We start from the raw sequence: 22,206 nt of genomic DNA, 5'->3' as shown, positions 1-22,206 counted from the left end.
TTACTAACAGTTCAGGCTAAGGCTAGTCTGTGGCGTACAAAGTAAACAAGCGTGGCGACCCTCGCCACGTTCAATTGATGGAGTGGTTCCAGGCGTTACAAGCCTGGGCCACCCTCAAGCCTGGGCCACGCGCGCTGTATCTCGAACTGAAACGCCGCTTCAACGGCGGCAACAATGGCGAGATATTCCTCAGTCATCGCGACGCTTCAGAGGTTCTAAACGTTAGCAAGAAAACGGTTGCGAGTTACTTTGATGTCCTAATTGAACGCGGGTTTATTGTTGTCGCACGTGGGCACTGCCTGGGACCCGCTGGCATTGGGCAATCCGCCACCTGTCGTCTGACCGAAGAAAAGACTTCTGAGATTTCGGCAACAAAGGAATTCATGCGCTGGAAACCGGCCTCGAAAAAGAAAAAGCCCCGGGCAAAAAATTACCCCGCTTTGGGCCCAAATGGGGCGTTTGCCGCGGGAAAAAACTCCGCCATATATACATCTAGCCATATACCCCTGAACGAAGTGGACGCTTTTGAACGTGTCGCACTGGGCATTGGGCTTTGCGGGCAAGCGATCCGAAACAACTCGATTGCAGCACCAGAATTGCAGCGGGTCGAGAATATCAATCAAGCAAATGAGGAACGAGCATGACGGATGAATCCGAACGAAAAAACGTGGCCAATACGTAACCGGACGAGAGCGGTAAGTTTGCCCAAGGCAACCCCGGAAAGCCCCGAGGAACCCGGCACAGGGTCGCAAGGGCAGTCGAGGAGCTGCTTTAGGGCCAATCTGAGCAAATCACCCAGAAGGCCGTCGAACTGGCGCTTGAGGGCAACAGCACAGCTCTACGCCTTTGCCTGGACCGGATTGCGCCTACACGAAAGGACGCCCGGTGAATTCCGACCTACCACCGATCAAGTCTGCTGCAGACGCGTCAGAGGCCGCTCAGGCGGTGCTGCAGGCCGTTTCCCAGGGCGAGGTGACCCCCTTGGAAGGGGCAACTGACATGGGTTTGATTGAGTAGTACAGGCGGGTGCTGGAAACAACCGAATTGGAACGCAGAATTGCAGCATTGGAGGCAGCCAAATGAACATGAAGAAGCGAGCCAGCAATTTGGGAACCCGCTCTTCGGACCCAAAGGTTCTATATAAATGGGTGCAGCCCGGATTGACCTAAGCGCAAATGGAAGCGCATGTACAGCAGGTCAGGCGCGAAAGTGGGCTACCGGATGACAAAAAATTCATACCGGTTCGCTGGATGGAGTAATCGTTGCGGTTCAAACGCGGAATCACGCTTCGCGAACGGGGCAATAATTTCTGTCACCGAACTATTTCCTTTGCTCCGTTCGTCAGACGCCCTATCAATGAAGTCTGAGTATTAAGTTCTGTTTTCGAAGTGCAAAGCACTACCCAGGTATGCGCTGCTTGATTTTGTGAGTTGATTTGTGACTGAGTTTAACGCGGCTGGAGAACCCAATAGGTCTTCCCAAATAAATATTGCGGTTCTGCGACCAAGGTTCTTGACCGACGAAAGTGGTGAGTTAGCAGCAGCGGAACTTCCCAAACTTGGGTTGTCGCGTGTCTACCGTATTCCAGGTGAGGCTGGGCATGCATTTCGACGACGTGTTCATCTAGAGTTAGTACGGGCACATTTCGATAGGGTTGGTCCATTCTACGAGTTGCTCGACACACCAACTCTAGAAGCCTGTAAAGACGCGATTGAAGCAGTTCTAGCTAAGAACAATCCCAATTTCTCTGGAAAAAAACACGATAGCGGCGAGTTCTATTTTCGGCAAGACTGACATTGTCGGTCAAACCGAGGTACGACGCGCCAAACTCGTACCCCCTCGTCGAAATCGTAATCCCATCAAGGCGCGCCGCGTCTAACTGATATATGTGTTAAGTGTTCCAAATACGACCACTGCATGAAATCAGCGACAGCGCCCCAACATTCAAAAAACGCAATTCGTATTGCGTCAAGTTCGTGTGTAGGTCGTGGGGCGGCACGCCGTACTAGGTAACCCCCTCAAATCCAGTCAAAATAACTAGAACGTGCTAAAATCAAGACATGCCGCCCACGTGGCCAATATCGCATTGCGGCAAAATTGTGTCCACGACTCAATGCGAAACTTACAGTTTGCAGAGGGGAAACAAACCGTTTCGCTCAAAATTGCCGCTTTACGGGAATCCCCCAATATCGCCTGACTCGTGAAATACGTAGTGTAGAAGCAGAAATACCACTCACCCCCTCGAGACTAGGAGCGGGGTTGGCTTCTACCCCCTCAGCCAGCCCTTGCTCTCGTTCCAGCTAAGCGGCTTGTCCAATCGTTTCTTCTATCAACTGCTGCTTTCAAACTTCTGCAATCAAACTTGCGTTCGTTGCAGTCGCCTAACCACTTACGTAGATCCCGCTTTTAGGACGGTAGAATATCTTTTGGTCGTGTAGCCTTCCAAGAAGGTCTTGAATGCGCCGAAGAGAAACCTCCAGATTCGCTCGCCGGTCATCCTCTACCTCTTGCGCGGTATGAGATAGTGCGGTGAGGGCGCTGCGAAGCGAGCTTTCGATAAGCTCTATATCTTCTACCGAAAGTTCGAACATATCGTTGTATTGGGGCATCGGGGGGTCTCCTTGCCGAGTACATAATTCAAATGTGCCTTAGATTGCGCAATAGCTCCATGTATTTCCTATGCGAGATTAGGAAACGCATTGAGGCGACTCCCGTCCTCGTCATTTTCGATAACTGGCAGCGCCTGGATCACTGCTCACCTATCCTCCTTCTTCGTTGGGTGCGCGTTCTTGGTGACACTTTTTCATTTCTTCGCCGCCGAAAGAGGGTTTTGTGGCTTGAGCTTTTCGGCCCAAATGTCGGCGTGTTCCTGATAGATGTCCGCTCGGCTGCCGTAGAACGCCATAAGTTGGCTTCCCGCCCACAGCGCGATGTGTCTCTCTGCATCGTTTTCTCCGAGACTGTACGCGTGGGAAACGACTGTTTGGGTTGTAGCGGGAACGTGCTTCATCAGTGCCTCACCTGGATACTTGTTCAGTACATCAAACACCCTAGCAATCAAAGAACAGTGAAGTTTGACACTCGCGCGGCAAGTTTTTGGAGGAAAGTTAAAGAAAGCCCGTCGTACAGATAGGCAGTTCTGTCGGTGTCGCTGCGAGTCTCATCCGAACCGCGTTGGTACGATGGGCTCAAGGATATCCTTCCGTGAGCGGCAACCCGCAGCGACTGGGCCGAACTATGAGTTTCGCTTTGAGACGTAAAGAGGCAGGAGCTCATGGCCTGGGGTCACGCAATTCTGCTAGCTAAAGAAATGGGGCGCACCCACCACAAGCGCGCCCCACCAAACGAATTACAAAAAACCAGCGTTCTCAAATACACCAACGCTTACTCGTTAACTGCACCTACTCTAGACTATTCTGCTGGGGTCGTCGGTGATGCGGGTTACACACGCCAGTATTTTCTGAAGGTCAGGCCTCGGGCCTCGGAACGCCAATGTCTCCAATGCGCATCGATGGCAGCAAGGCCGGCTTTTCTGCCATTCGTGGACGGAAGGCACGCGTCCGCAGTCTGAGTTTCGCAGACCTTCGTCGGATTGGACCCAAGGTTGGCAGTGCCCGGACTGCGACCATTGTAAGTTTTTTCACGTTACTGGAGGAGGGCTTTGCACGATAGAGAGTCCTTCCATTCCAACGAATGGATCGCGCCAACTAAACCCAGGGCTAAGCACCTAGCGCGATTGCTTTATACTGTTCATCAACCTTGACCAAACCGAGCGCACATCATTTGCTTCAGTTTCTTTCCTAACGTCAGCGTTTTCCTTTCGTTCAGACCTCTTGCGCTTTTTAGCGAGAAACTTGCGGGCCTGCTCGAGCAACTCGTCCCGCCGCACCTCGTCGAAATCGCATATCTGTTCAACGAACCTCACCTCCTCCAACTCGGAACCAGCCGATGTCCCGACAACGTCATAGTCAATATCACTGAATCGCAAACCATATTTACTGTCGAGTTCGAAAAGTTCGCCGCTTCTTTTCATGATGATTTCAGCTATTTCTGGTTTTAGGGCGGGCTTAGTCGGGTTCTCCAGTTCCCCATCGGCGCGAGACACGGCATGAAAGATCATGCGTTTTGCCCTAAGTTCGACTTCGTTCGTTGGAGGACTTTTTGGCGCGAGCAACTGAAGCGCAGACATGGCCTCCGCTGAAACGGACACATTGCTCGTGATGTTGGAAATCGCGTCTGACGGTACTCCAAGATCCGCCCATTCTGCGAAATCGCGTACGACATCGCCATCCAACAAGGTTGATCGCTCGAACGGCCTCACCTCGACCGGCTTTCCGTAGATTGCCTTATAGCAATCCAGTACTTTCATGTTCCCACCTGGTTGCGGCGACGGAATTTGCGACCGCGACTTCAACACCTGTTGAACACTCGATAAGTAGCGAGAGACAGGGCTACGGATATAGGCCATCACGCGGATGTCATCGGACAATGTAGGAACAAAGTTTTGTGCTCTGCTAACCTCCACTTCGGAGTGCATCCAGAAAAGCATCTCACTGCTGAGTACCAACTGCGCAGGCGCAGTGTCCTCGACCTGCCTGCATAGATATTTCCATTCTTCGCGTGCCCGGGCCCTCGCGACTTTAGGGTCGAACCCCATGCGCCACACTGCCGAACCCCCACGATTAACATTTTCATGGTACAAAAGAGAAAGCCAATGATGACGCCCGCGAATAAATAGAGTCTCAGGATACAGACAGCTGTATTGCGCTAGTTCGTTGCGCGACGCCGCGAGGCTTTCCTGAATTGCGGTCGATCCGGCCTTACCCTGCCCAATGTGTATTATCACTTTAGGTTTTGTCATTGAGTATCATCCTTTGGAATGCACCCAGTGGGTGGCGCGGTTATATTGCTAGTGCATTACAGTTGACCAGAGTCAACCCGCCCCTCAACTCAGATGTTCTTAAGACCTCTTAGGAACGAATTTCACGACACGTGAATAGGCGGCTCGACAACCGTTTCACCTGGCAGTTTTGGAAGGCTGACGCCACATACATCCAGCGGATGTAAGAAAAGTGCGGTCAGTCAGCGGAAACTCTAGATGGTTTTTTGAACAGGGGCTTCGTCCGCGCTGATCAGTTAATCCGGTCCCGGCAGCGCGACGGTTCGCTTCGCAAAATCTGGAAACTGCAACCAACTTCCGCTTTCGGTCGAACTAAAACGTCCGATGGCGTTTCTCGGGTGTCCGAATTGTCCGTAGTCAAACCCGTCGTAAGCTATGCGGCATTCGTCATTTTGGGCTCATAGCGGAATATCAAAGTATGTGGTTGTTGTAGATTTTGGGGAGTGAAGTACGAAGCTATCCCCTCGACTTCGTCGCTAAAACCACCTCAACCCCATCGGCAGTATCGCCTTCGTGATTTGTTAGTTGCAGGCTGCTTGCCCAGCGTACATTCCAACACCTGCACCGGCCGCTGTTGCAAGGGTCTTGCCTGTTCCGCCACCGAATCGGTTCCCAACCACTCCGCCAAGGGCAGCGCCACCCAGGATACCTGCAGCACAGCGAGCGTCATGCTGTACCTGCGCCTGAGTTGGCGTCGTCGGTGTCCCGCACGCAGCCAGGAGAAGTGAGATTCCAAGCGCACAGGCTATCATTGCTTTGCTCATCTCAATCGCCTCTCAAATTCCCGAATTTGTTATCTGAGTAGGTGGCTCTTGGCGGTCTATTGTACAAGGCATCAACGTCTGATTGGTTTGAGGTTAACCAAATCTTAATGAAGGAACTCTGTGCCACCCACTATTTCTTTGTCAAAGCCACGCCTGAGCCTCCCCAACTGAACTGGTCCACCGTTATGTTTAGGAAACGGAGGACCAAGAATGGCAAACAAAAGACCGAAGCCTGAAGAGATTGTCTCGAAGTTACGGCAGGTTGAAGTTCTGATGGGTCAAGGCATGTCCCGTCTTGATGCGATCAGACAGATCGGCGTTGTTGAACAAACCTATTACCGCTGGAGAAAGAAGTACGGTGGAATGGGTGTAGATCAGTTGAAAGAATTGAAGCGGCTTCAGAAAGAGAACGAGCGGCTGAGACGCGCGGTGTCTGATCTGACTCTGGACAAGCTGATCCTGACGGAAGCCGCAAAGGGAAACTTTTGAGCCCCGCTCGTCGTCGTGCCTGCATCAGCCATGTACGCAACCAGCTGAACGTTTCCGAGAGACGCGCCTGCCGCGTGCTTGGGCAACACCGGTCCACGCAACGGCACGTCCCACGAGGTCGCGCAGACGAAGACCGGCTGGTGGCCGATATGATCGAGCTGACCCGTCAATACGGCCGATATGGCTATCGAAGGATCGCTGCACTGCTGAGAGAGGCTGGCTGGTCTGTCAGCGATGGACGGATTGAACGGCTTTGGCGGCGAGAGGGGCTGAAAGTGCCAGTGAAACAACCGAAGAAAGGACGGCTCTGGCTGAACGATGGGTCGTGTGTTCGGCTGAGACCGGAGTATCGCAACCACGTGTGGTCCTATGACTTCGTTCATTGTCGAACCGATGATGGCAAAGCCTTCCGGACGCTGAACATCCTTGATGAGTACAGTCGGGAATGTTTGGCTATCAGGGTCGAACGGAAGCTGAACTCGGTCGACGTGATCGATGCCCTGACGGATCTGTTCATACTTCGAGGAGCACCCCGTTTCATACGTTCAGACAATGGGCCGGAATTTGTCGCCCAGGCTGTCCGAGACTGGATCGTCGCCGCTGGCGCCAAGACAGCTTACATCGAACCTGGCAGCCCATGGGAGAACGGTTATTGTGAAAGCTTCAATGGCCGGTTCAGGGACGAGCTGCTCAACGGTGAAATCTTCTACAACCTGCGCGAAGCTCAAATTCTGATCGAGCAATGGAGGAGACATTACAACACAAAACGCCCCCACAGTGCTCTGGGCTATCGCCCGCCAGCACCTGAAACCATCATCCCGATGGATCACAGGCCGATCATGCACTAACAATCAACTTGGACCAGTCAGATGAGGCTGCTCAGCGAACCGCAGATTCCGGTCGTTCATTGGCGTTTTAGATTTCACTAGCGTAGCAAGCTGCAAAATGCGGAAAGCCGACGTTGCAAGTATTATCGGCTGAAGAAAAGTGAGTGCGACGAAGCTACTGTCGCACAGACCATCAATCTTCTTCCTCTGATCTGATGACAACAGTGTGAAATCAATACCAAAGTTGAAGAATCTTCGATTTCGTGCAAGAATACTCGCTATATTTGGGATTCGATAATGAAGGTATTTTTGACTTCTAACTCTGTGGATGAAGAAATCCTATCAATTGAAAAGTATAAACTTTTCAAAGATTTGCTTGGGATTCAAGGCGTTGAAGTTTCTCACTTTCCCTCCACGCCTGCTCCAGGGGAAAAGGGCGCGGTTGAAATACTTGGATTCATTCTTAAGGCAATCACACCAGGAGCTGTGAGCCAAGTAATTGAAGTGTTCGCCGAAAGAGCGACGCGAATGCCCGAAATTCGTATTAAGATCGAAGAGTTCGAACTCGAAACCAATGGTATAAGCGTTTCGGAGTTTAAGAAGCTTCTCGAAAATATTGAGAAAAGAAAAAACCGACTAATTATTTGACCGCCTGGCATTCGGAGAAAGCGGATGAGACACATTGTTTTGATAGGAAATTCCGAATTTCCGTCCGATGTGGAAAACCTCCCACAATTGGACTGCCCGAAACGCGATGTCGACAAAATGGCCTTTCTCATGGCCGACGAGAACTGTGGCGCTTTTGAAAGTGTCACTGCGGTCGTTGATCAAAATCATACGGATATCAAGAAAGCGATTTTCAAGACACTCAACAAAGCCGAACCCAATGACATGGTGATGATCTACTATTCCGGACACGGGGTAAAGGATCGAGAAGGAAATGCATATATCTGCGGCCGCGATACTGTGAGAAGCGAAGTGGAGGTAACGGGTATTTCTGCCAGACAGATTCAGTCCTTTGTTGAAAAATCACGTTGCAACAAAATCGCCCTTCTATTTGATTGCTGCTACAGCGGAAAATTTGGAGAAAACCTAGGGAAGGCAAAAGGCGCGGAGCAATTATTCGATGTGTCCGAACTTGACGATTTGGACGCCCAAGCAAAGGGGTTGGTATTCATTTCGTCCTGTAATTCCACTCAAACGTCTCATGAGGACGAAGTTGCGGGGCACGGTGTCTTTACTAAGTATGTCATCCGAGGCGTTGAGAGCGGCGAAGCCGATCTAGATGGAAATGGATACATCACCTTTGATGAATTGTATCAGTACATAAATCGCGAAATGGCAAACGACAACATCCGGCAGACACCTACTCTTGTAAGAGGAAATCAACAAAACCTGCTTCACATCGCCTTAAACGGAACAAAAATAAAGCAACAGGACGCGCAGGCAATGGATGCATACATCCAAGATTTATTTGGAAAGAATCTCATAAGCCTAAGTGTCAGAAATGATTGCATAAAGGAGATAATAAACTTCCAGCAAGGCGAAGAGTGGCGAGAAGACAAGATTGAGCTGCTAAGAGGAATTTCGCGAGCTGATATCGATCTCGGGACATTCGCCATTGAGTGGCAAAAATTATCAAGAACGGACTTCCGACATCGGACCGGACCTGTAGGAAATGGCCAGGTAGCATTCGAAAATGGAGTTGCGCCCAATAGAATGGGCGCCTATCGCCGCGCAGACGTTCAGGAGTACGAAGGGAACTATCTTGTTGTTCGCCCTTACTATGGCGATCCTGGTCGCATCCGTTGCTATGTTATCGAGGTTCGCTGGAATGATCAGATTCCAGGACTTGGATGGAGAGAAGGACAGGGAAAAACCGACTTTATCAACAATGGTGCGATTTACATGCCTAAGCGGGCATCCCATCTTAGCTTTCTGGCAATCAATTCGGGATCTGTAAGGCACATTCTTGTCGAAGAGTGGAACATGAAGAATGCAATGTACGGCGTCATTTCAACCCTCTGGAACGATCAAGGTGCACATTTGAAACCTACCTCGGTTCCGATCTTGCTTCATAAGCGTGATCCGATTGATCCGGAACTTCTGGGTGATCTGTCCGAGGAAAACCCGAAACACGCTGATCTTCTGAGGTTGTTCGAAAGCTGTTGTCCAAGGGTGTTCGGCGAAACCTGAGTGTATTGCTCCAGCGCCCGCTCTGCTACCAAGTGCCTTAGATTTGAGCAATTGGGAAACGGTATTTTCAAGCAGAGGTAACGGCATTTACGATACTGATCATTAAAGATAAAAATCTAAATTATATTGCATCTAGTTAGACCCGACATTCGAGGTTTTCTCCCGGATGTCGATACGGCCAGCGGCTTTCTAGTTCGTTTGATGCACAGTGTGAGCCAAATGCCGTCGACCAAGGCGCGATTCATTGCATTTGCAGCAGGTCGCGAACCACACTTTGCCGCCATTCTGACCGGCTAATATTGCCGGTGCAGCGAAGGTCTGCTTGGTGGCCGACCTGCTCAAGTCCCGCTTGAATTTGTCTGGGGCATTTCACACCCGTGTCTAAAAGCTTCCGCTGCGCGATACCATTGTGATCCAATAGGCACACTTCAATCTTTGTCACAGTGCTTCCGTATTGCTTCCAGCAAGCCGCACGCCGCGAAGCGTGCGCCACACGATTCCGTGTAAATGTTTGTTATTATTGAAAAAAGTGGTGAGCCGTGCAGGATTCGAACCTGCGACCCACTGATTAAAAGTCAGTTGCTCTACCAACTGAGCTAACGGCCCACTCTTTTGTTGGATCTTTTGGATCCGTGGCGCTCTGTAAGGCATTTTCCCGGCTGGGTTCAAGGCCTAATTTCGCACCTCGTTTCGCCGACAAGTACCCTTGGTCCGGCGCCCCGATAGGCGGCCTAATTAGGCAGGGGACGCGGGGGGGTCAAGTCCTTTTTTCAGGAATCTTCAGGGCGGGGTGGATTCAGGTCTTGCGCAGCGTTATATGCCCGCCATGCAACGCTCGAACGATACCAATTTGCCCTTCATGAAAATGCACGGGCTGGGAAATGACTTCGTCATCGTGGACGCCCGCGCTCAAACCGCGGCGATCACTCCGGCTTTGGCAAAGGGAATCGGGCACCGCCAGTTTGGCGTTGGCTTTGACCAGCTGGCCGTCATCGAAAACGGTGACGCGGACGCGCATCTGGTATTCTACAACGCTGACGGATCAACCTCGGCGGCCTGCGGCAACGCCACGCGGTGTATCGCCCGTTTCCTGATGGAGGAAACCGGCAAACCCGAGCTTACGCTTACAACCGAACGCGGCACCCTGCTGGCCAGGGACGCCGGAGATGGCCTTACCTCGGTCAATATGGGGCAACCTCAGATGGCCTGGGATCAGGTGCCTCTGGCCGAGCAGATGGATACTCTGGAACTGCCGATCGAAGGCGGCCCGACGGCCACCGGTATGGGCAATCCACATTGCACATTCTTTGTGGAAAATGCCGAGGCGATTCCGCTGAGCGAGTTTGGCGCACGCTATGAACACCACCCGCTCTACCCCGAACGCACCAACGTGCAGGTGGCGCAGGTCATTGGGTCTGATCACATCCGCATGCGCGTGTGGGAGCGAGGCGTTGGGATAACATTGGCCTCGGGCTCGTCCTCCTGTGCGACCGCCGTGGCCGCGGCGCGGCGCGGGCTGACCGGTCGCAAGGTACAGATCGAGCTGGACGGCGGTACCATCTGGATTGACTGGCGCGAGGACGGCGTCTGGATGACCGGTCCGACCTGCCATGTGTTCTCGGGCACGCTAACGCCGGAATTCCTGAGGTCGCTGGGATGAGCGCCCCCAAATTCACCACATTGGGCTGCCGCCTGAACGCCTATGAGACCGAGGCGATGAAAGAGCTGTCGCAACAGGCCGGGCTCAGCAATGCCGTTGTCGTGAATACCTGCGCGGTGACGGCTGAGGCTGTTCGCAAAGCCCGGCAGGAGATCCGCAAGCTGCGCCGGGAAAACCCGGATGCGCGCCTGATCGTGACCGGTTGTGCGGCGCAGACCGAGCCTGAGACCTTCATTCAAATGGTTGAGGTCGACGCGGTCATTGGCAACACCGAAAAGATGCAGCCCGATACCTGGAAAGGCATGGCCGCGGATTTCATCGGCCAGACCGAAGCGGTGCAGGTTGATGACATCATGTCGGTCACCGAAACCGCTGGCCATCTGATCGACGGTTTCGGCACCCGTTCGCGCGCCTATGTGCAGGTCCAGAACGGTTGTGACCACCGCTGCACCTTCTGCATCATCCCCTACGGCCGTGGCAACTCGCGCAGCGTCCCTGCGGGCGTCGTGGTCGATCAGATCAAGCGGCTGGTGGACCGTGGGTACAACGAGGTGGTCCTGACCGGTGTCGATCTGACTTCGTGGGGCGCGGACCTGCCTGCGCAGCCCAAACTGGGCGATCTGGTGATGCGTATCCTGAAGCTGGTGCCGGACCTGCCGCGCCTGCGGATCAGCTCGATCGACTCGATAGAAGTAGATGAAAACCTCATGCAAGCGATTGCGACGGAACCGCGTCTGATGCCGCATCTGCATCTTTCGTTGCAGCATGGCGACGACCTGATCCTGAAACGAATGAAACGCCGCCACCTGCGCGACGACGCGATACGCTTTGCCGAAGAGGCGCGAAGGCTGCGCCCCGAAATGACCTTTGGGGCCGACATCATCGCAGGCTTCCCGACCGAGACCGAGGCGCATTTCGAGAACTCGCTGAAACTAGTGCGTGATTGCGACCTGACCTGGCTGCACGTCTTCCCCTATTCGAAACGAGAGGGCACGCCCGCGGCGCGGATACCGCAGCAGATCAACGGAAACGTTATCAAGGACCGCGCGGCGCGCCTGCGTGCTGCCGGTGAAACTCAGGTCGTCAAGCATCTGCGTGCCCAGATCGGAAAGACCCATCAGGTTTTGATGGAGAACCCGCATATGGGCCGCACTGAACAATTCACCGAGGTCAGTTTCTCCGAACCTCGAACCGAGGGCGAAATCGTACCGGCGTTGATCAGCGGCAGCACCAATACACAGCTTCAGGCGTAGGGCTCAACGCACGGCGATCATAGATAGACAACGCCGAACTCGCGCTCGATCAAATCGAAATCCCGTTCGCCTGTTTCATTTTGCCGCGAGGTTTCCGCCATGAATTCTTCGGCGCGGTCGCCCGGGAAGATATAGCTGATCATTCGCACGGTCTGGGTGCTGTTGTTCTTCATGTAATGCGAAACGCCTCGCGGACAGTGGATCGTATCCCCTGCGCTGGCAGTGATCCATTCATCCCCAATCTTGGCATCGACTGTGCCCTCGATGATGTGGAACGTCTGGTCTTCCCATTTGTGATAGTGGTCGGGAACCGCGCCGCCAGGGGCCATGACACCATCAGAGATCACGTATTCACCGTTGGTTGCTTTTTTGCCGACGACGACGCCAACATATTCGCTTGGGGCCATCATGTACTTTTTGCTGCCGTCCCAGTGACGAACAACAACTTGTTTGTTCGAGGTTTCGATCCGGTCACCCATCGCCCACTCCTTCAGCAGTTTCTCTTCGCTATTTGGAGATTGGATTTCATGTGTCTAGTCCTGAGAAAAAAGAAACCCCCGCAACCAAAATGGTGCGGGGGCTCTGAATTCGGTTCTGAATTTGGATCAGACGCTCTTCTTGCCCTTGACCGGCGCCCACAGACGCTTGTTGACCAGATACAGGATCACGGAAAGGACTGTCAGGAACAGAACGCCGACAAAGCCTGCATTCTTGCGGTCCATCATCTTGGGCTCGGCGGCCCACATCAGGAAGGCTGAAACGTCCTTGGACATTTCTTCGACCGTCGCGGCGTGGCCGTCGGCATATTCGACCTGATCATCTGACAACGGCGGGGCCATGGAAATCCAGCCACCGGGGAAAGCCTTGTTCTCATAGAGAACCGCGCCTGCCTCTTCCTTTTCCTCACCGGTGTAACCGTCGAGCAGGGACGCAATGTACTCTGCGCCGCCCATGCCTTTGACCAGCTGGTTGATACCCAGACCGTAAGGGCCGTGGAAACCGGCGCGCGCCTTGGCCATCAGGCTCAGGTCCGGCGCGCCGACACCGTCATTGACGGGGAAGTGGTCGGTCGGGATTGCGGGGCGGAAATCGTCCAGCTCGGGATCGAACACTTCGAAATTGTCGGCCGCATAGGTGATGACCTGTTCTTCCGAATAGCCCAGCGCTTCGAGATCACGCAGAGGCACATAACGCAGGCCGTGGCACGCGGCGCAAACCTCGGTGTAAACCTGAAGGCCGCGCTGAAGCTGGCTTTGGTCATAGGTGCCGAACGGCCCCTCGAAGGAAAAGTCGAAGTCTTCGATGTGCTGCTCACCGCCACCTGCCGCAAAGGTCGAGGCGGGCGCAAAAGCCAAGGCAAACGCGGCACCGATTGCAAGTTTCTTGAACATGGATCTCTGTCCCTCTTACTCGGCGGGCGTGGCGTCGGCGTTGGCCTTGCCATAATGCGCGTTGAAGTCTTCTTCGATGGTTTCCGGCGGAACCTGCGGTTTCTCGATGACACCCAGGATCGGCAGGATCACGAAGAAATAAGCGAACCAGTAAGCCGACGCGATCAGCGAGAACGTCGCATAGGGTTCTTCTGCCGGCATCGCACCCAGCCACATCAGGGCAAAGAAGTCGACGATCAGCAGGTAGAACCACCATTTGAACATCGGGCGGTATTTGCCCGAACGCACGGTCGAGGTGTCCAGCCAAGGGGCCAGCGCCATCGCCAGGATCGCACCGAACATCGCAATCACACCAAAGAACTTGGCGTCGATGATGCCGCCGGTGATGAAGCTGGCGAACTGCACGACCCAGACCTCGCCGGTGAAAGCGCGCAGGATCGCGTAGAACGGCAGGAAGTACCATTCGGGCACGATGTGCGCAGGTGTAACCAGCGGGTTGGCTTCGATGTAGTTGTCCGGGTGGCCCAGATAGTTCGGCATGAAGCCGACGATGGCCCAGAACACGACCAGGATCACTGCCAGCGCAAACAGGTCCTTGATCACGAAGTATGGCCAGAAGGGCAGCGTGTCTTTCTCGGCCTCGGCTTTCGAACCGCGACGAACCTCGACACCCGTGGGGTTGTTGTTGCCAGTGGTGTGGAAGGCCCAGATATGCACGATCACCAGCGCCGCAATGATGAACGGCAGCAGGTAATGCAGCGAGAAAAAGCGGTTCAGCGTGGCATTGTCCACCGCAGGTCCGCCCAGCAGCCAGGTCTGGATCGCCTCACCCACAAACGGGATCGCGCCAAATAGGCCGGTGATCACTGTCGCACCCCAGAAGGACATCTGACCCCAGGGCAGAACATAGCCCATGAACGCCGTGCCCATCATCATCAGGTAGATCAGCATGCCAATGATCCACGTGATTTCACGCGGGGCCTTGTACGAACCGTAGAACAGGCCGCGGAACATGTGAATGTAGACCGCAACAAAGAACAGCGACGCGCCGTTCATGTGCAGGTAGCGAATGAAATAGCCACCATTCACGTTACGCATGATGTGTTCGACGCTGGCAAAGGCCAGATCGACATGCGGGGTGTAGTGCATCACCAGAACGATGCCGGTGACGATCTGCAACGCAAGGCAGAAGGCCAGCACGATGCCCCAAATCCACCACCAGTTCAGGTTCTTGGGGGTGGGGATCATGATGGTGTCATAAATCAGGCCGACGATCGGCAGACGGCTGTTCAGCCACTTCTCGCCATCGGTCTTGGGCTCATAGTGGTCGTGGGGAATTCCTGACATTCTGGGTCTCCCTTAGCCGAGTCGGATTGTGCTGTTGTCCACCCACTCAGCGGGCGGGACGGGCAGGTTTTCAGGCGCGGGGCCTTTTCGGATACGGCCAGCAAGGTCGTAGTGAGAACCGTGGCAAGGGCAGAACCAGCCGCCAAAGTCGCCGGCATCCCCCAAAGGCACGCAGCCCAGGTGAGTACATACACCCATCTGAACGATCCATGCGCCCGGCGCTTCGCCTTCGGGCGACGGCATGACGCGGTTGGCGTCGGTGGCCGGAGCGTCGGCGTTCAGGTTGAAGTTTCGCGCCAGCGGATCGGGCAGCGCATCGACACCTTCGGCGTCCTGTTCCTGCGCTTCAGAGATCTCGGCACCGGTCCGGTGACGGATAAAGACGGGTTTGCCCAACCATTTCACGGTCAACTGCGTGCCTGGTTCGACCCCGCTCACGTCCACACGAATCGAGGACAGCGCCTGCACATCCGCCGAGGGGTTCATTTGGTTGACGAGGGGCCATACTGCTGCACCTGTCGCAACAACACCTGCGCCGCCAGCGACGTAGTACAGGAAGTCTCTGCGGGTGCCTTCGTGGTCTTCAGCGTGGGACACGAGGTTCTCTCCGATTGTCTGGCGCCCGCGGACGGGCATATAGCTCGCGCACCGCACGAATGCGATGTCTTAACCGCGCTATCTATCGGGGAGAATACGGTTCGTCCAGCGGTCAAAGGCGCGCAATACGCCGCATCTGGGTATTCAGGTCACAACGCGGCCTTAAAAATTCAAGATGGCGTGGTCCCCGTGCCGCGTTTTTTGGGTGTTCGCCTCCTCCTCTGCCCTCGTGATTCGTGCGGACCCAAGGACCTGCGCGACAGGTCGCCGTGCCGAGCAAAGCAATTGGCATACGCCAATGTTTAGCCATGCCGCCAACACGGGAAGGTCGAGATTTCGCAGATCTTGGCAAGGGCGCGCAGTTCTTAAAATATTATTTTTAAATAGATATTTCATTCCTGCCATGAGCGACACGTTCCATGTTGCACTCGCCGCGGGAATGATTCAGATCGCGGATTGCGCGAACTCCAACACGGAGAAACCCCATGCTCAAAGCAACCCTTTTGGCCTATCTGCTGGTAACTGTCCTATCCCCTCACGCCTTTGCTGCGGGCGATCCGGCCAAAGGCAAGGCCCTGTATAACCGCTGTTCATCCTGTCACGCGATCATCAAAGATGGCGAGGTTCTTGAAAAGGGCGGCATCACCGGCCCGAATCTCTATGGCGTCGTGGGCCGTGTCGCCGGATCCGAGAACGACTACCGTTATGGCAGTGAACGCCTGCCGATGGGAATGTTCACAGATGACATGATCCGCGCCGGAGAGCAGGGGCTGGTCTGGAACCAGAAAAACATCGCCGCTTATTCTCTGGACCCGATCGGTTTCATCCAGGATTTCCTGAAGGATGACACAGCCCGCCCGAATATGAGCGTCAAACTCAAGAAAGGGGCCGACGACATCGCCGCCTATCTTGCGACATTCAGAGAGTGATTGGGCTGGGGGGCACCGCAGGTGCGCTGCCCTCATGCGCCAAAGCAGGTCAGCTGGGCGGGCGCGTTTCGACCATGCTGGGGCGTTCGCTGAATTCGGCATACCAGGCGGCCAGTGCGTCATTGCCGCTTCGCCACCCCCGCGCGTCGTGGCGCAGGTCCAGATAGCCAAGCGCACAACCCACAGCGATCTGCCCCATATCCAGCGAACCGGACAGATTCGCCATCCAGCGCTCGGTCAGCGAGGCACAGGCGCGGTCGATCTTGTCCCACTGCGCATCGAGCCAAGCGTCCCATCGCATGCCTTCGGGGCGCAATCGGTCTTCGTAGGTCATCAGCAGGGCGGCATCCAGAATGCCATCTGCCAGCGCCTCAAGCGTCAGAACATCCCAGCGTGCAGACCCATCAGGGTAGAGCCCCGCCTGCGCGCGCGCGTCCAGAAAGGCGCAAATCACCCGGCTGTCGAACAAAGTCGGGCCATCGGGTCGTTCCAACGCGGGCACTTTCGTCAACGGGGCCTTGCCGATCAATTCACCTGCCGGAGAGATCGGCGTGCCCGATGCGGGTAGCACTTCGACATCATTCAACTGCCCGGTTTCATGCAAAAGCACCATGACTTTGCGCACATAGGGTGAGGTCGGGCTGTGATAGAGCTTCATGTCCTGTCTCCTTGTTGATGGCACCTTAGCCTTCGCGGCGCAAATCTGAACCCTTCAATTGTCAGTTTGCCCGGCGGTACGCATCAAACCCTGCAAAATGTCCAGTTCAACGCCAAAACCATCGGCCGCCACGTGTTCGGCCGCGCTCAGTCGAACGGCATCGGGTTTGTTCTGGCTCAGTTTCCAAGTGCCCTGAATATCTTCGATCCGCATCTGACACGGCACGATCATGCGCATCATCTTCTTCAATGCCTCGTCCGACATCTTCTCGGCCATCCAGGGAGGCTTCGGCAGCAAACGCGCTTCGTAGAACGCCGACTGACGGTCCAGCAGACCGCGCAACATGTCGGGTGTCAATTGTTCGAGCGTACCTGTCAGATGCACCGCGACATAGTTCCATGTCGGAACCTGATCTTCGATCCCGTACCAGTCCGGCGAGATATAGCCGTAGGGTCCTGAAACCGCGATACGGGCCGTTTGCGGTTGCTTCAATGCGCGCAGAATCGGGTTCGACCGAACCAGATGCAGCTCAGCAATCTGGCCGTCTTCACTCAGCAAAAAGGGAACATGGCTCAGCAACGGCGCGTCTGCTGTCGATAGCGCCAGCACACCAAACGCCCGGTCCCGGGCAAATTCGATATGCCGGGCGCGGTCCTCGGCGCGAAAGGCGGGATTTGGGTGCATATGGAACCTCCTGCCAAATCTCTTGCAGAAGCGACCCGTTCCATGCAAGGTCCACAGCGTTCTCAGGGCGGGGCGAAATTCCCCACCGGCGGTATGCGGGTATCAACCCGTAAGCCCGCGAGCGGCCCAACAGTATCCACGATCCGAAAAGTGGGAACCGGTTTTCGGACAAATTGTGGAACCACGAATGGGTGACAAGCAGATCTGGTGAGAGGCCAGAGCCGACGGTTATAGTCCGGATGAAAGAGAACGTGCAGCGTGTCGCGTAGCGGCGCGTCTGCTCGTGATCGCCTTGGGTGACGTGTCATGCCAGGCTGGCAGCGAAAAGTGGGAACCGGTTTTCGCGACCGCCAGCAGGCCACCAAACTGAAAGGAGATCATGATGACACACACCCGCTATGCTTTCATAAAAGCCAACTGGCATTCCGATATTGTTGATCGCGCGCTTGACGGGTTTCAGCAACTCATCCCCGCCGACCAAATCGACGTGTTCGATGTCCCCGGCGCGTTCGAGATGCCGCTGCTGGCGCGGGATTTGGCGCAAACCGGCAGATACGCTGCCATAGCCTGCGCCGCTTTCGTGGTGGATGGTGGCATTTACCGGCACGATTTCGTCGCCCAAGCCGTGGTTGATGGCCTGATGCGCGCCGGGCTGGATACGGGCGTTCCGGTCCTGTCGGTCTCGCTGACTCCGCATCAGTACCAGGAGACGGATCATCACAACGCCATCTATCGCGAACATTTCGTGGAAAAAGGGCGCGAGGCCGCGCAGGCCGCGTTGAAAATCTCCCAGACCCGGGCGCTGTTGGCTTCTGCTGCGTGATGACCGAAGAGGCGGGGCCTCATTGGCCCCGACCGCAAATCCGCTTGAGGCCAAGGGCCTTGCCCGCTAATCACGACGCTCAAAGGAGCATGCCCCATGTCGATGAACAGCTTTGGACACCTCTTCCGCGTTACCACCTGGGGTGAAAGCCACGGGCCCGCTTTGGGTGCGACCGTTGATGGTTGCCCCCCGGGCGTGACGATTGACGCGGCGATGATCCAGCATTGGCTGGACAAGCGGAAACCGGGGCAGAACAAATTCACCACCCAACGGCGCGAGCCCGATCAGGTGAAAATCCTGTCTGGTGTCTTCGAAGGCCAGACCACCGGAACCCCGGTCCAGCTGATGATCGAGAACACCGATCAACGGTCCAAGGACTATGGCGACATCATGGACAAGTTCCGCCCGGGTCACGCCGATATCACCTATTGGCAGAAATACGGCATTCGCGACTATCGCGGCGGCGGGCGCAGTTCGGCCCGCGAAACCGCATCGCGCGTGGCGGCGGGCGGGCTGGCGCGTGAGGCGATCAAGCAGATCGCGCCGAATGTGCAGATTACCGGGTACATGACGCAGATCGGACCCCACAAGATCGACCGGGCCAATTTCGATTGGTCTCAGATTGAACAGAACCCGTTCTGGACACCCGATGCGCAAGCCGCCGAAGACTGGGCCACCTATCTGGACGACCTGCGCAAGTCCGGCAATTCGGTTGGTGCGGTGGTCGAAGTGGTGGCTCGCGGAGTTCCCGCAGGGCTGGGTGCGCCGATTTACGCCAAGTTAGACACTGATCTGGCTGCCGCGATGATGTCGATCAACGCCGTCAAAGGTGTCGAGATCGGCGAGGGCATGGCCGCAGCCGAATTGACCGGCGAGGCAAACGCAGATGAGATCTTCATGGGCCAGAATGGTCCGCAATACAGCTCGAACCACGCGGGCGGCATTCTGGGCGGTATTTCGACCGGGCAGGACGTCGTCGTGCGGTTCGCGGTGAAACCGACCTCATCGATTCTGACCACACGCAAGACCATCACAAAATCCGGTGATGAGACCGAGATCATCACCAAAGGCCGCCACGACCCCTGCGTCGGCATCCGCGCCGTACCGGTGGGCGAAGCCATGATGGCCTGCGTGATCCTCGATCACCTGCTGCTGCATCGCGGTCAGATCGGAGAAAACCGTGGACGGATCGGCTGATCTGCGCGCACATCTGCGGGCCATCGTCGCCCGGCGGATGAAAACGGATCCCGCGCACGATCTGGCACATCTCGACCGGGTTTGGATGAACGCGCAGTCGATTGCGGATGAGACTTCGGATATGCGTGTGTTGCTGGCCGCCAGTTACCTGCATGATCTTGTCAATCTACCCAAGAACGACCCTAACCGCCATCTTGCGTCGCAACGCTCGGCCGTTGAATCAGAGTCTATTCTGGATGAACTGGGATATTCCCAGGCCGAAATCAAAGCGACACAACATGCCATTACCGCGCATAGCTTTTCGGCCGGGATCGCGCCCGAAACCGCCGAGGCGCGGATATTGCGGGATGCCGACCGCCTGGACGCGCTTGGGGCCGTGGGCATCGCCCGGACCTTCTCGGTTGCGGGGTCGTTGGGGCGGGCTTTGTACGATTCTGCGGACCCGTTTGCCGAACATCGGCCACTCGACGATCTGGCGTTTTCGATTGACCATTGGAAAGTCAAACTGCTGAACCTGCCAGGCGACATGCTGACCTCAAAAGGCGCGGAACTTGCGCAAAAGCGCGCAACCCGGATGATCAGGTTTCTGGAGGCGTTCGGCGACGAGATTGGCTGGCCGCTGCCTGATCACTGGAAATCGTCCTGATTGGTACAATCCAGTCGTTGATCTTTCGAAACCAAAAGCGCAGGGTCGCCGCCAATGGCACGATCGTTAACATCGCATCGACCTATGCTCGCCGTGGGTCTGAAATTGACTGCGCTGATGCTGTTCACCTCGATGTCGGCATTGGTCAAGGCGCTGTCCGAAGATTTCCCGCCCGGCGAACTGGTTTTCTTTCGCTCGCTGTTTGCCATACCAATCATCATCGTCTGGCTTCTCTCACGCGGCGAGTTGGCGCAGGGTTTTGTCGTCAAAAAACCGATGGGGCATTTCTGGCGCGGGGTCCTTGGGACGGGGGCAATGGGCCTGACCTTTACCGGCCTGAGCCTTCTTCCATTGCCCGAGGTCACCGCCATTGGCTACGCCACCCCGATATTCACGCTGATTCTGGCCGCAGTTATGCTGGGCGAGCGTATCCGCATGATCCGAATTGGCGCGGTCGCGATAGGCTTGCTGGGGGTGTTGATCATGATCTGGCCCCGGCTGGGCAGCACCGAAATCGAGGTTGCCGCCACGATCGGTGCCGCCTGCGTATTGGGTGCAACCATCGCCCGCGCTTTTGTGCAGATCCACATTCGGCAACTCGTAAAGGTCGATCACCCTGCGGCGATCGTTTTCTATTTCTCGATGACGGCCACTCTGTTGTCCGCCTTGACAGCATTTTGGGGTTGGACCATGCCAACACTGAATCAGGCTCTAATACTGATCACAATGGGCTTGATCGGTGGCGTCGCGCAGATTCTTGTAACGTCGTCCTATCGGTTCGGGCAGGCTTCGATGCTGGCGCCCTATGACTACACGACCATGCTGTTTGCCATCGTCATCGGCTATGTCTGGTTTGACGAGTTGCCCACGCTTGCGATCCTGCTGGGTGCGGCGCTGGTGATCGCGGGCAATGTGGTCGTCATCTGGCGCGAACACCAACTGGGCCTGGAACGTGGCAAGGCACGTTCGGTCACGGACCCCAAAGCCTGACTTTACCTTTCGAAAACTTCGCCTAGGTTGGGCCGGGCAATCAAAGAGGTGCCCAGATGAGCGACGCGCAGGTTCACAAGGAAAAGATGCAGAAGGTGCAGGCCCAGCACCGCAAAAAGGTCTCCGAGGCGGTCGATCCCGGTCGCGGTCTGATTCTGATCAATACCGGCAAGGGAAAGGGCAAATCCTCGGCGGCGTTCGGGGTTGTCATCCGGGCGCTGGGATGGGGTCAGAAGGTCGCCGTGGTCCAGTTCATCAAGGGCAAGTGGAAAACCGGAGAGCGGCGCTTTTTTGAAGAGCGTGATCTCGTGACCTGGCACACGATGGGCGAAGGTTTTACCTGGGATACGCAGGACCGAGAGCGTGACATCGCCGCTGCAAACGCGGCTTTCGACAAGGCGCGTGCACTGATGTCCAGCGGCGACTACGATCTGGTGGTGCTGGACGAGATCAACATTGCGCTGCGCTACGAATACTTGTCGGTTGATCAGGTGATCGACGGCTTGAACGCGCGTTCGGACAAGACCAGCGTTTTCCTGACAGGCCGCGACGCGCCCCCGGCCTTGCGCGACTATGCTGACCTGGTGACCGAAATGACCGAAGAAAAACACCCCTTCCAGGCCGGTATCAAAGCCCAGCGTGGTGTGGATTTCTAACCGGAGGGGCGAATCGCGTCGAGGATCACGATCAACAGCCGATGACGCGCTGGCCGTTAAGTAGCAACTGTGCCAGAATCAGAAAGCAGCTATCGCTGCTTTCTGGCCGTTCTGAATAGCAGTAGGAAGACGAAGATTGATCCGATTGAGGTTGTTACGATGCCGACGGGCAGTTCTTGTGGAGCGAGGAGCAGTCGGC

The 22,206-nt window shown here is 55.5% G+C and carries 23 protein-coding genes, 1 tRNA gene and 1 riboswitch; of the genes, 13 read left to right on the top strand and 11 right to left on the bottom strand.

The genetic code is table 11. The features are described from left to right. Positions 1 to 29: 29 nt before the first annotated feature. Entirely contained in the window at positions 30 to 644 is a 615-nt protein-coding gene (locus tag ACR0LX_RS16685) for a hypothetical protein (protein WP_480784682.1), read from the top strand. A 241-nt stretch (positions 645 to 885) separates the two neighbouring features. Beyond that, positions 886 to 1,017, top strand: a complete 132-nt coding sequence (locus tag ACR0LX_RS16680) for a hypothetical protein (protein ID WP_480784681.1) — start codon at positions 886 to 888, stop codon at positions 1,015 to 1,017. Between the two features lie 1,364 nt (positions 1,018 to 2,381). Here the strand turns inward: ACR0LX_RS16680 and ACR0LX_RS16675 are convergent. The 4 genes from ACR0LX_RS16675 to ACR0LX_RS16660 all read right to left on the bottom strand — a co-directional run bounded on the left by ACR0LX_RS16675 (position 2,382) and on the right by ACR0LX_RS16660 (position 5,652). Continuing rightward, positions 2,382 to 2,609, bottom strand: coding sequence for a hypothetical protein (locus tag ACR0LX_RS16675; RefSeq protein WP_480784680.1), 228 nt, complete (start codon positions 2,607 to 2,609; stop codon positions 2,382 to 2,384). Positions 2,610 to 2,803: 194 nt separating this feature from the next. Next, positions 2,804 to 3,010: a hypothetical protein gene (locus ACR0LX_RS16670; protein WP_480784679.1), complete on the bottom strand. Its 207-nt coding sequence runs from the start codon at positions 3,008 to 3,010 to the stop codon at positions 2,804 to 2,806. A 717-nt stretch (positions 3,011 to 3,727) separates the two neighbouring features. Continuing rightward, positions 3,728 to 4,861, bottom strand: coding sequence for a hypothetical protein (locus ACR0LX_RS16665; RefSeq protein WP_480784678.1), 1,134 nt, complete (start codon positions 4,859 to 4,861; stop codon positions 3,728 to 3,730). Between the two features lie 560 nt (positions 4,862 to 5,421). Continuing rightward, complete coding sequence (locus ACR0LX_RS16660) at positions 5,422 to 5,652, bottom strand: glycine zipper 2TM domain-containing protein (RefSeq protein ID WP_480784765.1); 231 nt, start codon at positions 5,650 to 5,652, stop codon at positions 5,422 to 5,424. Positions 5,653 to 5,874: 222 nt separating this feature from the next. On the opposite strand from ACR0LX_RS16660, the gene ACR0LX_RS16655 reads away from it, so the two are divergent. The 3 genes from ACR0LX_RS16655 (at position 5,875) to ACR0LX_RS16645 (ending at position 9,176) form a co-directional block, all read left to right on the top strand. Beyond that, positions 5,875 to 7,001, top strand: a protein-coding gene (locus ACR0LX_RS16655; protein ID WP_480784677.1) for an IS3 family transposase whose coding sequence is annotated in 2 segments (ribosomal slippage) — positions 5,875 to 6,139 and positions 6,139 to 7,001 — 1,128 coding nt in all. Because the reading frame shifts where the segments join, the coding sequence is not laid out codon by codon here. Between the two features lie 276 nt (positions 7,002 to 7,277). After that, on the top strand, positions 7,278 to 7,628 hold the full coding sequence (locus tag ACR0LX_RS16650; RefSeq protein WP_480784676.1) for a hypothetical protein: 351 nt from the start codon (positions 7,278 to 7,280) through the stop codon (positions 7,626 to 7,628). 24 nt (positions 7,629 to 7,652) lie between these two features. Next, positions 7,653 to 9,176, top strand: a complete 1,524-nt coding sequence (locus tag ACR0LX_RS16645; protein WP_480784675.1) for a caspase family protein — start codon at positions 7,653 to 7,655, stop codon at positions 9,174 to 9,176. Positions 9,177 to 9,706: 530 nt separating this feature from the next. On the opposite strand, the gene ACR0LX_RS16640 is transcribed toward ACR0LX_RS16645, so the two are convergent. Further along, positions 9,707 to 9,782 (bottom strand) — tRNA-Lys (locus tag ACR0LX_RS16640). A gap of 211 nt (positions 9,783 to 9,993) precedes the next feature. On the opposite strand from ACR0LX_RS16640, the gene dapF reads away from it, so the two are divergent. Further along, on the top strand, positions 9,994 to 10,836 hold the full coding sequence (gene dapF / locus ACR0LX_RS16635; RefSeq protein ID WP_480784674.1) for a diaminopimelate epimerase: 843 nt from the start codon (positions 9,994 to 9,996) through the stop codon (positions 10,834 to 10,836). Continuing rightward, the gene (gene mtaB, locus ACR0LX_RS16630) at positions 10,833 to 12,089 is read left to right on the top strand and encodes a tRNA (N(6)-L-threonylcarbamoyladenosine(37)-C(2))-methylthiotransferase MtaB (RefSeq protein WP_480784673.1); all 1,257 of its coding nucleotides are present in this window, start codon (positions 10,833 to 10,835) and stop codon (positions 12,087 to 12,089) included. Before dapF ends, mtaB begins: the two co-directional genes overlap by 4 nt. Before the next feature lie 17 nt (positions 12,090 to 12,106). On the opposite strand, the gene ACR0LX_RS16625 is transcribed toward mtaB, so the two are convergent. The 4 genes from ACR0LX_RS16625 to petA form a co-directional block, all read right to left on the bottom strand. Beyond that, positions 12,107 to 12,568 (bottom strand): cupin domain-containing protein, encoded by a 462-nt coding sequence (locus tag ACR0LX_RS16625; protein ID WP_480784672.1) that lies wholly within the window; start codon positions 12,566 to 12,568, stop codon positions 12,107 to 12,109. Positions 12,569 to 12,694: 126 nt separating this feature from the next. Then, positions 12,695 to 13,480: a cytochrome c1 gene (locus ACR0LX_RS16620; RefSeq protein ID WP_480579423.1), complete on the bottom strand. Its 786-nt coding sequence runs from the start codon at positions 13,478 to 13,480 to the stop codon at positions 12,695 to 12,697. Positions 13,481 to 13,495: 15 nt separating this feature from the next. After that, a complete protein-coding gene (gene petB / locus ACR0LX_RS16615) occupies positions 13,496 to 14,827 on the bottom strand; it encodes a cytochrome b (RefSeq protein ID WP_480579421.1) in 1,332 nt (443 codons plus the stop codon). A 12-nt stretch (positions 14,828 to 14,839) separates the two neighbouring features. After that, the gene (gene petA / locus ACR0LX_RS16610; RefSeq protein WP_480579419.1) at positions 14,840 to 15,424 is read right to left on the bottom strand and encodes a ubiquinol-cytochrome c reductase iron-sulfur subunit; all 585 of its coding nucleotides are present in this window, start codon (positions 15,422 to 15,424) and stop codon (positions 14,840 to 14,842) included. Positions 15,425 to 15,909: 485 nt separating this feature from the next. Between petA and ACR0LX_RS16605 the strand changes: the two genes are divergently transcribed. Further along, entirely contained in the window at positions 15,910 to 16,353 is a 444-nt protein-coding gene (locus ACR0LX_RS16605) for a c-type cytochrome (RefSeq protein ID WP_480784671.1), read from the top strand. Between the two features lie 49 nt (positions 16,354 to 16,402). Here ACR0LX_RS16605 and ACR0LX_RS16600 read toward each other — a convergent pair whose 3' ends face one another. Together ACR0LX_RS16600 and ACR0LX_RS16595 are read right to left on the bottom strand one after the other, a co-directional pair. Then, positions 16,403 to 17,011 carry a glutathione S-transferase gene (locus tag ACR0LX_RS16600; RefSeq protein WP_480579415.1) on the bottom strand — a complete coding sequence of 203 codons (609 nt, stop codon included), beginning with the start codon at positions 17,009 to 17,011 and terminating at the stop codon, positions 16,403 to 16,405. 54 nt (positions 17,012 to 17,065) lie between these two features. Next, entirely contained in the window at positions 17,066 to 17,695 is a 630-nt protein-coding gene (locus tag ACR0LX_RS16595; protein WP_480784670.1) for an FMN-binding negative transcriptional regulator, read from the bottom strand. Positions 17,696 to 17,749: 54 nt separating this feature from the next. Further along, a riboswitch (FMN riboswitch) is annotated at positions 17,750 to 17,950 on the top strand. Positions 17,951 to 18,077: 127 nt separating this feature from the next. Between ACR0LX_RS16595 and ACR0LX_RS16590 the strand changes: the two genes are divergently transcribed. The 5 genes from ACR0LX_RS16590 (at position 18,078) to cobO (ending at position 22,007) form a co-directional block, all read left to right on the top strand. Next, positions 18,078 to 18,518: a 6,7-dimethyl-8-ribityllumazine synthase gene (locus tag ACR0LX_RS16590; RefSeq protein ID WP_480579411.1), complete on the top strand. Its 441-nt coding sequence runs from the start codon at positions 18,078 to 18,080 to the stop codon at positions 18,516 to 18,518. A gap of 96 nt (positions 18,519 to 18,614) precedes the next feature. After that, complete coding sequence (gene aroC, locus ACR0LX_RS16585; protein WP_480784669.1) at positions 18,615 to 19,715, top strand: chorismate synthase; 1,101 nt, start codon at positions 18,615 to 18,617, stop codon at positions 19,713 to 19,715. After that, positions 19,699 to 20,361, top strand: a complete 663-nt coding sequence (locus ACR0LX_RS16580) for an HD domain-containing protein (protein WP_480784668.1) — start codon at positions 19,699 to 19,701, stop codon at positions 20,359 to 20,361. The genes aroC and ACR0LX_RS16580 overlap by 17 nt, the downstream gene beginning before the upstream one ends. 54 nt (positions 20,362 to 20,415) lie before the next feature. Then, entirely contained in the window at positions 20,416 to 21,351 is a 936-nt protein-coding gene (locus ACR0LX_RS16575; RefSeq protein ID WP_480579405.1) for a DMT family transporter, read from the top strand. A gap of 56 nt (positions 21,352 to 21,407) precedes the next feature. Beyond that, positions 21,408 to 22,007 (top strand): cob(I)yrinic acid a,c-diamide adenosyltransferase, encoded by a 600-nt coding sequence (cobO, locus tag ACR0LX_RS16570; protein WP_480784667.1) that lies wholly within the window; start codon positions 21,408 to 21,410, stop codon positions 22,005 to 22,007. The last annotated feature ends 199 nt before the right edge of the window (positions 22,008 to 22,206 follow it).

Source organism: Ruegeria sp. CH11 (genome assembly GCF_056537105.1).
The sequence above is the reverse complement of the archived record's forward strand: the minus strand, read 5'-3'. Positions and strand labels throughout refer to the sequence as shown.